Raw genomic sequence first — 11,322 nt, 5'->3', positions numbered from 1 at the left:
CGTAGATTGTGGGGATGCTCGCCGCGCTCGCGATCCTCGCCATTTCCGCCGTCTATGCCAGCGTCGGCCAGGCCGGAGGGACTGGCTTTCTCGCCGTGATGGCGGTTTCGGGCATTCCGGTGGACCAGCTTCGCCCGACCGCGCTGGCCATGAACGTCGTGGCGGCGGCCTACACGAGCTGGCGTCTGCACGTCGCGAGGCTGATCGACTGGCGCCGGCTGGCCGCGCTCTCGGTACCCGCGCTTCCCGCCGCGTTCATGGGCGGGCTGATCGCGCTGTCGCCGGGAGTCTACACGGCGGTCACGGGTGTCCTGCTGCTGGGTGCCGCCACGATGATGGTGGCACGGCCAAAGGGAGCGCTGTGGGCCGGTGGCGCGGCCTCGACACGGGAGCCGGGGGCGGGATGGACGGCGCTTGGGGCGGCGGCGGGTCTTCTGTCGGGCCTGTCCGGGATCGGCGGCGGCGTGTTTGTGGCGCCGGCCCTGATCGTGCTGGGGTGGGCGCGTCCGCGCGAAGCGGCCGGCCTGTCCGCGCCTTTCATCCTGGGCAATTCGATCACCGGCCTGGCTGGCGCCCTTCTGTCGGGCCAGCAACTCGCCCCGGACTTTGGCCTGTTCGCGGCTGCCGCGCTGCTGGGAGCCGCCGCCGGCACCGTCTTCACGCGACGCCTGTCGGAGCGCGCGATCCGCCTCGTACTGGCGGGTATCGTGGCGATCGCGGGCATTCGCCTGCTCTCGCGGTGAGCGGTTGGCGAGTGCGGATCAGTGATCGCGCGGTTTCAATCGGCGTTGCGGCAGGATCGGGCTGCGATCGTTGCGATACTGGATGCTGCTCACATTCGGCCACAGCGGCTTCGCCATGCTTTCCCCCAACGCCCTTTTCGGTCTTGCGGGAACGATGACCCCTCGGGCTTACGCACTGCTTACGATCCCGAACGAGCCGCCGTCCCGTTCCGAGTCCTGAAACGCCGAGGCTCGCCCCTCACTGCTACAGTCCGGCCGGAACAGCGCCGTGGGCACCGCGTTGGAAGCTTTCGCGTTCGAGAGGGTCAATGAACAATCTCTATCCGATCGTCACGGCGCTGTGCGTCGGCGGTGCGGTCGCCCTCGCGGCATGGCTCGCCCGCCGACGCGCCTGGCCGCAGCGATTGGGTCTGGGCCTAGCCGCCGCGGTGATCGTAACGCTCGTCTTCACCGCCGCCCGGCCGGAGGTTGAGCGGTTCGCCTTCGAGCGCAGCGACGCCTATGCTTGGTCGGTGGTGCGCGCGCGGCTGGTGGCCCAGGACCCGGTATTGCTCGACGTGTTCGCCCTCGATCCGTCGATCGAGGCTGAGTTGAGCAGCGGCCTGTTGTCGGTCCTGCGCGAGTCCCGCATCGGCATGGACGATCCGGCCATCCTGCCGGCTGCCTCCAAGGCCGCCGCCGCGGTGTATCGCGCCAAGGTGCTGCCGGTGGCCCAGCGCGGCTCGGACGAGGCGGTCGCGGCCTGGGGCGACGGCACGGCGGCAACCCTGCAGGCGTTCCGCACCGTCTCGGACGAGGCCTGTGCCGACTACGCGATGACCGGCGTCAACCGCACCCCGCCCAACCTGCGGGTCGATGCGGCGCTGTCGGCGCGCCAGCGGGCGATGGTCGCGGCGTACAGGTCGAGCAATCCCGGCAGCAAGCTACCGTCCGCCGAGGAACTGGGGGCGGCCTACGAGCAGGCGCGCACCCTGGCCGAGCCGCCGTTCGAGGAGGCCGACATGGCCGCGTTCCGCGATCTGAAGGATCAGCCCAAGGCGCGTCAGTGCGATCTGATGCTGCGCCTATTCGGCGCCATCGATCGCCTGCCGCTGAAGCAGAAGGCCGCGATCTATCGCACCATCATGGCGAACGGCTGAGCGGCGCCGGACCTGGCGGCACCCTTACTGCGGCGAGAGCCTGACCGCTGTGATGTAACGCTGGCGGTAATAGTCGGCGTCGAGGTTCGTGACCATGACCGGCGAGCCGCGATGCGTGGCGTGAACGAACTGGTCGTTGCCGGCGTAGATACCGATGTGGGTGAACGTGCCGCGATAACCGAAGAGCACGAGGTCGCCGCGCTGCAGGTCGCTGCGCGCCACCGGCGTGCCCTGGCGCACCATCTCGTGCGGCATGCGCGGGATGCGCTGCCCGAAGACGGCGCCATAGAGATAGTAGACGAAGCCGCTGCAGTCGAAGCCGGTCTGTGGAGACGTCCCGCCGTAGCGATAGGGCGTGCCGAGATAGTTCATGGCGCGCGAGACCAGCTTGTCACCCCACTCGGTGGCCACGGCAGGCTTGGCGCCGGTCGCCGCCGAGGAAGCGGGGACGGAATAGGAAACCGCCTGGACCGTTGCCGGCGCCGGCGTCGCGGCGGTGAAGCCGGCGAATGCTGCATTGTCCTGCTGCCACTTGGCATTGAGCTGGTCGGCCATCCTGTCCGTCGGATCCGACTGGACGACGGGACGCGCCTTGGGCTTCGCGGCCTGCTTCACTTGGGGGGCCTTGACCTGGGCACTGGCGGGAGCGAGTGCGCCGGCCACGCCGAATGCCGCGAGCGTGGCCAGGATCGTAACGGAAAAGGCTTTCGCCTTGAGAAGGGGGCGTGCGCGGAAGAGGGGGCGTCGTCCGTTTCTCAAGGTCATGAAATTCATCTCCGGTTGGAACCACGGGGGTGGGCCTACGGCCGGAGGGCATAGTGACCAAGCGAGCTACCCACGTCCAACAAATGTTGCAAATTTGCCACATTGGTCACAGGCGGGTTAACTAACTGTAATTATTGGATATTTTGCGACATTTCCACAGGCCAGCGTATCAATACGCAGGGTGTGCCAAGGCATACGGAAGCGTCCTATGCCGCAATCGGGCGGCTCGTAACGGCAGCCGCTTCACCGTCATTTGCAGCGCACAGGTCCGGTGACGCTCGCCAGCCGCTTCAGGTCGTCGCGACCTTCTCCCGGCGACGCATCGACCAGTTGCTCTGGATCCGGATCTCCGGGTTTGGAACGGTCCAGCAGGCCCCGCCTTCGTCCAGGAAGACCACCCACAGAAGGTGCGATTCGGGGCCGTAGTCGATGACGAAATGGGCCAGGCCCGGTCCCTTCGACGTCTCGAGCGGCAGGGGCGGATTTAGCTGGGTGATCATCCTGGTTGAACGGAAGCGCACGGCTTCCGTTCCGAATTCTGGTGAAGAAGGGGCCTATCGATCGCGGGTGCTGTTCGATCGGGGCTGGCCAGACCGCGACGACGGCTGCGCAACGCTGCGACGAGGGGGCCGTTCGGGGCGTGGAACGACCGGTTTTCAATGCAACAAGGCAAGGAGAAGACAATGAACAACAAGACCCTCACCGGGATCGCCGCGGCGACCATGCTGTACGTTCTCCCACTCGCGGCGGCGGCTCAAACACCGTCGGTGCCGGAGCGGTCCGGCGTCAACGCGACAATCGGCGTGGCACCGTCCACGCAGGACTTCGTGACCAAGGCCGCGATCAGCGACATGGCCGAGATCGAATCGAGCAAGCTCGCCGTCGCCAAGGGGGACGCGAAGGACAAGGCGTTCGCCGAGAAGATGATCAAGGACCACACCGAGACCTCGAACGAACTCAAGCAGCTCGTCACGTCGGGCAAGGTGAAGGTCAACCTGCCGACGGCCATGGATACCGCGCACCAGTCGAACATCGACAAGCTCAAGGGATTGAGTGGTGCGGAGTTCAAGAAGGCCTACGACGGGATGCAGGTATCGGCGCACATGGATGCAGTCGCCCTGTTCGAGCGCTACGCGAAGAGCGGAGACAATGCCGACCTGAAGGCGTTCGCGGCGAAGACGCTGCCCCATCTGCAGATGCATCTGAAGATGGCGCAGGATCTCGACAGGTAGCCAAGGCCGGCGGTGGCCGTTCCCTTACAGGAACGGTTTGCCGCCGGTGACTGCGATGGTCGCGCCGGACGTGTAGCTCGAAAGAGGATCGGCCAGCATGACATACGCGGTCGCGAGTTCGGCCGGTTGCGCCGGGCGTTTCATCGGATAGTTGCTGCCGAAGCTCGCCACCGTATCGGGGGGCATCGTAGAGGGAATGAGCGGCGTCCACACTGGTCCCGGTGCAACCGCGTTCACCCTGATTTCTTTCCGGGCCAGGATCTGCGCCAGCCCTCCGGTGAAGTTGTGGATGGCGCCCTTAGTGGTCGCATAGGGCAGAAGGGTGGGATTGGGCACGTCGGCGTTGATCGAGGCCGTGTTGATGATCGCGCTGCCGGGCTTCATGTGCGGGACGGCCGCACGCGCGAGCCAGAACATGGCATGGATGTTCGTGCGGAACGTGAGTTCCCATTCCTCGTCGGTGATCTCCTCCAGCGTCGGGAAGGTGGCCTGGTGGGCGGCATTGTTCACCAGGATGTCCAGGCCTCCCAGATCGGTCACCGCCCGATCGACGAGAGCGCGGCAATGGGCCGAGTCCTGGATGTCGCCGGCCATCACGACGGCCTTTCGCCCCGCCTGCTCGACCCAGCGCTTGGTTTCCGCCGCATCCTCGTCTTCGCTGAGATAGGAGATCAGGATGTCGGCGCCCTCGCGTGCGAAGGCGATCGCGACGGCGCGGCCGATTCCCGAATCACCCCCGGTGATCAGCGCGCGCTTGCCCGCGAGCCGGCCCGCTCCCTTGTAGCTCTCCTCGCCGTGGTCGGGCCGCGGTCGCATCGCATCGGTGAGCCCCGGCCTTGCCTGCTGCTGCGGCGGCTGGACCCAGTTCTTTTGCTCGTTCTCGGCCATGTCTCTTCTCCGTTTGATTCCAACGATCGTCCACAAGGGACGCGGGATCGACGGGTTGCAGCCTGAAAGGCACACTGCCAGGCTCGCCTTGCCAAACCAGCGCCGCCGAGTCGCTGCAGAGGGGCAACCTTCCGAACGTTCGACGATTGATGGGGCGATACTTTCTTCGGAGGCTCCCCATGAAGCTGGCACTTACGAGCGGCGCGGTTCTCCTCATCGGGGCACTGGGCGCGCAGGCACAGATGGCCAACGCGCCCGCTGCTGCAGTTCCGTCGCTGTCCCTTTCGTGTCACCTGCTCTATCGCGGCGTGCCCATGAAGGAACCCACCACCTACGAGGTCATCGGGAAGGACCTCTATGGCGTGAGCGGTCCCCTCAGGACCAGGCTGTCGGAAGAAGGTACGGCGATCAGTCTCGGCAAGGCCAAGGAAGCCGACGGCACGGTGGTCGAGTCGTTCGCGTCCCATAGGCTGAACGGCACGACGCTCGAGCGGACCGTGTTCTGGAAGAAGGGGAACGGGCTGATGCAGCAGGCGTTCACCGAAACCTACGACTTCCGGGCGCGGACCGTCAGGAGTTCCAGCGACAGGGCCGATTTCTGCCACGCCGACGGCAAGTAGGGACCGCGCCGGTTTCGCCGCAGGCGTCAGTCCAGTATCTTCAGGGCGCGCCTGATGTCCGATGCCGCCGCAGGCCAGCGCCGGATTGCCTCATCAGCGGTCAGGACTTCGGTTTCCAGGCCCGACTTCGCATAGATCAATTCCCCATCCTCGTTCACTTCGAGCTTTCCTTCGATACCGGACACCGCAATCTGCTGAGCCATCGCCACCTCCTGCTCGAGCTACTACGCCGCCGCTGCCGATCTGTTGCAGCGGGCGCAGCGCGCACGACGCATGAAGGAACGGCGCGGGTTGCCGTTCGGGGTGGCACGACTGGAGAAGGTGCGTTATCACCACGGCATGGCGGCAGAAGCGACACGTCAATCTCTTTCCCAGCGCGTACATCGCTTCGTGCTGGTGCTTGAACGCTACAAGCGCAATCCCAATCGCCGGGAGGCCTATCACGTCCTTTCGGCGATCGATTGCCTGAAGGAGGAGCGTTACGACGCCGGGATGGCCGCGATTCGCGCCGCCGAGCATGTCGAACCCATTCCCGACGGGGTGGTCCTGATGCGCGGCCTGCATGACGACATCACTGTTGCCGAGTTGCGCGAAGCGCTGCGGAAGGTGGTGAGGGTTCCGGACACTTCGGAATCGTGACCGGCGTCGACCCTCGGTCGAGACTGCGGGCGCGGTCGGGATAGGGCCCCGTACCTGATCCCTGAACTGCGCCCCGTAACAGTCCGCTGGGGGGCCAGCCACCGTGCCCATCCCACCGGCTCAACCTGGCTGCCGGGCCGGCCGACCACCGTCCTGAAGAGCTCGGCGGCCTGTTTCTCGGGAGTGATCTTCGCCAGGCGATTGGCGGCCTCGCGCGCCCCGTGCCTTCTCGCTTCTGGTGCCGTCCGCCGCGCCGACCGATTTTGCGTCGGCGTTGCGGCATCGTCGCCGGGCTTTTTCGCCCTCGGTCTCGCGCACCTTGAGGGCGTCATGTCGGCCCCATGCCTCGACTTTATCACACCGATCGACGCAACCCTGGCTCGAACCTCCCGTTGCCAAACCGGATTTCTGTAACCGGAGAGCGCCATGCCAGACACATTCAATTCCTCGGTCGGCATGGAACTCGCTGCGTTGCGCGCGCTGGGTTCCCTCCGCCGCCGCGTTTCCGCCCGGGACAGGCTGCTCCGCGAACGCTGCCAATCTGCGCCGATGCATCGGAAGCCCGTAGCGGAGCCTGTGCGGTTGGAAGAGTGGGGCGCGGACGATTGAGCCACATCAGAAGGCACGAGTCATGGCCGGCGGAGGCGTCGCGCCGGGCGGCCGGAAGTGGACCATGAGCAGCCGCGCGATGGCCGATACTGGTTCGATGCGAGGCTTGGACTCCCGTTCGGGAAGGCAGCGGTATGGCGCGTAATGTCTGGAGAGAGATCGGGGCGAGGCCGGCCGAGGCCTTTCTCATCGTGGCGGAGATCGGACCGGACTTCGGTGGCGGTGCGCGAGAGGACGATCCTTTCGACACGGCGCGTCTGCGGTTCGCCGCCAACCTCATGGTGCGCACCTGCACGCACTCGAATCTCAGGGGCGACTTCGCAGTGCAGCCTCTGCGGGAACCGCAGGCACTGGTCATCCACTGCGCCGTGACGGACGCCGCCGACTTCGCCCAGCTCCGTGAAGTCGTGGGCGCGACAGAGATTGAGGCCGGCCCGTGGCGCGGTCGATGCGACGTCCTGTTGGACGAAGCCCGGCACGAGCGGCTCCTCGCCATCGCCGGCCCGCCGGATTCGCGCGGAGCAGGGCGTCGTGCGCGCGTGGCCCGCGAGCGCGAGTCGGAAGACCCTCGGCACTGGGGGCGAATCTGACGGCGGGACTGGCCTTTTCACTCGATACGGGCTCGACGCTTCATCTCTGCATCGACATGCAGCGTCTGTTCGCCGAGGAGACCCCATGGCGGGTCCCTTGGTTGTCCCGCGTTCTGCCAGCCGTACGCGAGATCGCGAGTCGGCATCCAGCGCGTACCGTGTTCTCGCGCTTCATGCCGCCCACAACTGCCACTGGAGCAACCGGGGCCTGGCGTGATTACTACGCGCGTTGGCCGCAGATGACTCGTTCATCTCTCGACCCGGGCCTGCTGGAACTGGTCGAACCCCTGGCGCGACTGGTTCCGCCGGCCCGCGTCGTCGACAAGCCCGCCAACTCGGTTTTCTCGCGCGCGGGCTTTGCCGCAGTCTTGAGGCGTCGGGGCATCAGGACGATCGTGATGACGGGCGGCGAGACTGACGTCTGCGTGCTGGCTACCGTGATGCAGGCGATCGATCTCGGCTTCCGAGTGGTGCTTCCGGTCGACGCCCTGTGCAGCACGAGTGACGGGGCCCATGACGCGCTGGTCGATCTTTTTCGGCGGCGCTTCTCCGCGCAGGTCGCAGCGACGACCACCGCAGAGGTTTTGCAGCGCTGGCCGCGCAACCGGGAAGAGCGAAGCTCCGTTCTTCTTGAGCAGCCTGCGGCTTGATCCCGTCGCATCTCCCCCAAGGCTGCTTCCTGACGCCCGCTCCGCTCGACGCGGAGCGGGCACTTCTCCGCCTCGCCGGATGCCAGAGCTTCGCGGTTCGCTGGCAACGCCCGGCGAACGGGGCGACTTCCCGTCTCGTGGTCGCTCGCGAACCACGCTGCATGTCTGAGATTGTCCGTGTGCTTGCGGACCATGTTGGCAAGCCCGGTGATGTGCGGTCGCGCGAGTTTCGACGACGACAAGTCGTACCGGCTCAATGCGGCGGCGAGGGCCTCCCACGCCACCGGATCATTTTCCGAGGTTTCGAGCGTGCGCTGACAAGCCGTCTCCAGCAGCTCGACCTGGCTCGACAGGTCGCCCTTCACATTCATGATTGCTGTGACCTTTTCAGTCGGGAACCGAACAATCCGGCGGGACCTCCTCAAGCAGGAGGCTGCGCAGCCGACGGCGTCTTGCCCTATCCAACCTCCGGAAGGGAGGTCGATTCGAGCGCTGTCAGAGAGCACCTCTCGGCGCGCGAGGGCCGACGTGACGGGTGTTGCCCTTCATTGAGCAGGTCGAACGGAAAGGCCGAGGCAAATGGCAGCGAAACTGAAATTATGCCGGATTTACTTGTCCAACTTGACGCCCCTCGCTCCAGGAAGCGACGGCTGATGTCATGAGGATGGGAGGGTACCTGCATCGGCCGGGCGCGGCGGGAGACCGGTAAAGACGCCGCCTCGGGTTGGTCGCCCGCTTCTTGGCGTCGTTCGCTGGGGACGCGGATGACGAGAATTTGGGGGAACGTCAAAACCTTCGCGCGAAAGCAAATTGGTGATGCATGAACGCTTGAGGCAAGCGGACGACGATTCTAAAATCACGCCATGCGCAAGCGATCGGTCACAATCGACGGGCACCGCACCAGCATATCGCTGGAGGATGCTTTTTGGACCGAACTGGTGCGGCTGGCGCGCGAGCGCTCGATGTCGCTCAACATGCTGGTGGCGGAAGTCGACCATGGCAGAACGTCGGACGACGTGAACCTCTCGAGTGCGTTGCGACTTTATGTGTTGAGCGAGCTGGTGAAAAAGCGCGACTCTATTCCCGCCGAGTTGGTCCCGCATTGAGGTTGCCGCCCGGTGGGGCGGGTCAAACGTGCGATCGCGGCGTAATAGGCGCCATGCAGTCGATCCTTCAGCGGGAGCACCGCTTGGCCGTCCAGCGCGCGCGTCGGGCAGCGGTGCTGGTGAATGGTGCGTATTTCTTTGAGGCCGTGCGCTCGGCATGCTTGGCATCATGGCCACGCATCTCGGCCTCAGCCTGCGCGAGCGGCGCAGCCAGGCGATGGCCTTGCTCAACATGCTGGAACGACGGGACAGGCCGACCGTCGCGCTGGGCGACTTCACCGACTGGTTCTGCGGTTCGGTGCGACGCAGTCTTGAGCACGCACTACCCGGGGTAATCAGACACCGCACATTCCCCGAGTGTCTTCCGATCTTTCAGCTCGATCGCGTTTATGTGACGCCCGCTTCCGCATGGATCGATCGAACGGATCATGCCCGCGCCATGTCTTCGACCATCTTCCGGTCATCGCGGAGATCGCACTCTAGAGGCAGATGTCAAATCTGCCTTCATGAACGTTCGCGTTCTCGAGACTCTGTAGTAAGTGTCGAACATGAGCGGACCGTCCAAACTCTCGCCGTGTCACGCCCCACCCGGAATCGATGAACAGGCCTGGAGCGTGCTTACGCCGGACGTGCGCAGGACGCGTGTCAGCGCTGGCCAAAGAGTGCGTACCAGCGATGTCGAGCCCTCGCTGACGTTCTTTCCCATCAGCCTACTGCTGAGCTTCGTATCGCCGCAGAGCGGTGTCGAGATACTCAGCCTCGGCGCAGGAGGTACGAGCGTACCGGATCTTTTGCTCGGGTCCGACGCTCTCGGCCTCGACGCCGTCGTGACCGTCGAAGGCGAGGCCTGGTCGATCCCGACTTCCATTTTGCGCCAGTTGGCTGCAGAGCATCCACCCGTGGAGAAGGCGATGCGTGCGCAGGGCGGTCTGGCCTTGCGCGAAGCGGTGCGCCACGCTGAAGAGCGAACCCGCTCGCTACAGATCTCCAACCTCGCGCGCTGGCTCAGCCGTGCGGTGGCGCTGACTGGTCAGACGAGCTTTGCTCTCACACACGAGACGCTGGCGCGATTGCTGGGCACGCGTCGTACGTCGGTCACGGAAGGGCTCGCCTATCTGGCCGATCGCCGCTTCCTGCTCATCGGCCGCCGCTGGATCACCGTCGTCGATGCCGCTGGTCTCGAGCGACAGAGCCGGGCGGCGCGAGGCAACCATGCGTTGCCGGCATCCGCGGAGCGCAAGCTCTCAGACCCTCCACTCAAGGCCGCGCCAGACGTCGAAGCCTGCTGACAGCCGGCGTCGTCAAAGCCGCTCGCGTGACGAGACGCGCCAGCGCAGGCTGCGATCCTCACGCTCTGCCGTCTGGCGTTCGCGCGCGCGGCGGCCTGCTCCACGGGTGTCGGGCGCGCCGGCTATCTGCAGCAGATCGCGGTGGAGTGGTTCGTCCAGCACAAATTGGGCCTGCGCCTTCCATTCTCCCGCGGAGACAGGTCTGCTCGCCGTCACCAGCCGCAGTCGCTCGAAATCAGCGCTGTCGCCCGTTGCCAACTTGACGAGCGTATCGCACCCGTCGCGGCCACCCTGGAGTGCCACGGGCCCACGCACCGGAAGTCCGCTGCAATAACGCGCCATCAGATTCACCGCGAACCTCACGCGTGCCGTATCGAACGGATCGCTTTCGCAAGGCCCATCCCCGAAGCTATTGTGAAGGCGCCCGAGCAGGAGATGCCAGGCGCCCGGCTTCGCCGCCACCTCAGACCAGGACGTCTTCGCCATTGAGCCCCCCTGTGTTGCTTGTTGCCACGGACTCTTTCAGTAGCCGTTGCTGCCGATCGCGTGCGGAGCGTTCGCGCCGCATGCGTCCCATGGAACGCAGCGATCGCAGTTCCAGCTGAAGGGCATCGCGAGATTGCCGTACCGGCGATGGAGCCGCGTCGGACTGACGGGGTGAAGGGGCCCGTGCTTGCGCAGGTACATGCTGTCCTCTTGTCTGCAGGCGGCTGCAGCCAAACGGTTGCAACGATAGCGAATCAATGAACCGTGAGCGGACGGGTTGCCGTCCGGTAGCGGACGCTTCTCCTACCCGCCTCGACTTCGCTCGTGTCTGCCTCAGTCGAGCTTCCGGGTCGTGAAGAACACGAGGAGCAGGACGCTCACGGCCAGAAGGGTCGTGACGATGACGATCGGCCAAAGCATCGCGAGGATGACCTGCAGCATGTGCATCCAACGGCGCTCGTTGCGGGTTCGTTGCAGCGACAGGTCGGGCCCTCGAACATGACTGATCCGACGGAGCAACCTTTGCGCCAAAGCGCGTTGATGGCCCGCGGCTGAGCTCTCAGCCC

General features: G+C 65.5%; 14 protein-coding genes. 9 read left to right on the top strand and 5 right to left on the bottom strand.

Features of this window, described 5'->3' with window-relative positions:
• The first annotated feature begins 14 nt into the window (after positions 1-14).
• A complete protein-coding gene (locus tag LJ725_RS25355) occupies positions 15-743 on the top strand; it encodes a sulfite exporter TauE/SafE family protein (RefSeq protein WP_230553744.1) in 729 nt (242 codons plus the stop codon).
• A gap of 308 nt (positions 744-1,051) precedes the next feature.
• Positions 1,052-1,882, top strand: a complete 831-nt coding sequence (locus tag LJ725_RS25350) for a hypothetical protein (protein ID WP_230553743.1) — start codon at positions 1,052-1,054, stop codon at positions 1,880-1,882.
• A 24-nt stretch (positions 1,883-1,906) separates the two neighbouring features.
• On the opposite strand, the gene LJ725_RS25345 is transcribed toward LJ725_RS25350, so the two are convergent.
• Both LJ725_RS25345 and LJ725_RS25340 read right to left on the bottom strand, forming a co-directional pair.
• A complete protein-coding gene (locus LJ725_RS25345) occupies positions 1,907-2,647 on the bottom strand; it encodes a C40 family peptidase (RefSeq protein ID WP_230553742.1) in 741 nt (246 codons plus the stop codon).
• 290 nt (positions 2,648-2,937) lie between these two features.
• Positions 2,938-3,147: a hypothetical protein gene (locus LJ725_RS25340; RefSeq protein WP_230553741.1), complete on the bottom strand. Its 210-nt coding sequence runs from the start codon at positions 3,145-3,147 to the stop codon at positions 2,938-2,940.
• Positions 3,148-3,330: 183 nt separating this feature from the next.
• Here LJ725_RS25340 and LJ725_RS25335 point away from each other — a divergent pair, with 183 nt between their 5' ends.
• Positions 3,331-3,879: a DUF4142 domain-containing protein gene (locus LJ725_RS25335; protein WP_408015773.1), complete on the top strand. Its 549-nt coding sequence runs from the start codon at positions 3,331-3,333 to the stop codon at positions 3,877-3,879.
• A 24-nt stretch (positions 3,880-3,903) separates the two neighbouring features.
• On the opposite strand, the gene LJ725_RS25330 is transcribed toward LJ725_RS25335, so the two are convergent.
• Entirely contained in the window at positions 3,904-4,767 is an 864-nt protein-coding gene (locus LJ725_RS25330; RefSeq protein ID WP_230553740.1) for an SDR family oxidoreductase, read from the bottom strand.
• Positions 4,768-4,946: 179 nt separating this feature from the next.
• Between LJ725_RS25330 and LJ725_RS25325 the strand changes: the two genes are divergently transcribed.
• Positions 4,947-5,387, top strand: coding sequence for a hypothetical protein (locus LJ725_RS25325; RefSeq protein ID WP_230553739.1), 441 nt, complete (start codon positions 4,947-4,949; stop codon positions 5,385-5,387).
• Between the two features lie 26 nt (positions 5,388-5,413).
• Here the strand turns inward: LJ725_RS25325 and LJ725_RS25320 are convergent, their stop codons facing one another.
• Positions 5,414-5,590, bottom strand: a complete 177-nt coding sequence (locus LJ725_RS25320; protein WP_230553738.1) for a hypothetical protein — start codon at positions 5,588-5,590, stop codon at positions 5,414-5,416.
• A gap of 70 nt (positions 5,591-5,660) precedes the next feature.
• Here LJ725_RS25320 and LJ725_RS25315 point away from each other — a divergent pair, with 70 nt between their 5' ends.
• From LJ725_RS25315 to LJ725_RS29255, 5 genes are all read left to right on the top strand, one after another.
• On the top strand, positions 5,661-6,026 hold the full coding sequence (locus LJ725_RS25315) for a hypothetical protein (protein WP_230553737.1): 366 nt from the start codon (positions 5,661-5,663) through the stop codon (positions 6,024-6,026).
• A gap of 743 nt (positions 6,027-6,769) precedes the next feature.
• Positions 6,770-7,225 (top strand): hypothetical protein, encoded by a 456-nt coding sequence (locus LJ725_RS25310; protein WP_230553736.1) that lies wholly within the window; start codon positions 6,770-6,772, stop codon positions 7,223-7,225.
• The gene (locus tag LJ725_RS25305; protein ID WP_329958397.1) at positions 7,210-7,875 is read left to right on the top strand and encodes a cysteine hydrolase family protein; all 666 of its coding nucleotides are present in this window, start codon (positions 7,210-7,212) and stop codon (positions 7,873-7,875) included. Before LJ725_RS25310 ends, LJ725_RS25305 begins: the two co-directional genes overlap by 16 nt.
• Positions 7,876-8,738: 863 nt before the next feature.
• The gene (locus LJ725_RS25300) at positions 8,739-8,981 is read left to right on the top strand and encodes a ribbon-helix-helix domain-containing protein (RefSeq protein WP_230553734.1); all 243 of its coding nucleotides are present in this window, start codon (positions 8,739-8,741) and stop codon (positions 8,979-8,981) included.
• Positions 8,982-9,643: 662 nt separating this feature from the next.
• Positions 9,644-10,270 (top strand): Crp/Fnr family transcriptional regulator, encoded by a 627-nt coding sequence (locus LJ725_RS29255; protein ID WP_230553733.1) that lies wholly within the window; start codon positions 9,644-9,646, stop codon positions 10,268-10,270.
• A gap of 12 nt (positions 10,271-10,282) precedes the next feature.
• On the opposite strand, the gene LJ725_RS25290 is transcribed toward LJ725_RS29255, so the two are convergent.
• Complete coding sequence (locus tag LJ725_RS25290) at positions 10,283-10,756, bottom strand: hypothetical protein (RefSeq protein WP_230553732.1); 474 nt, start codon at positions 10,754-10,756, stop codon at positions 10,283-10,285.
• Between the last annotated feature and the right edge of the window lie 566 nt (positions 10,757-11,322).

The organism is Reyranella aquatilis (assembly GCF_020880995.1).
Taxonomy (GTDB): Bacteria; Pseudomonadota; Alphaproteobacteria; order Reyranellales; family Reyranellaceae; genus Reyranella; species Reyranella aquatilis.
This window is presented reverse-complemented; position numbering and strand designations above follow the sequence as displayed.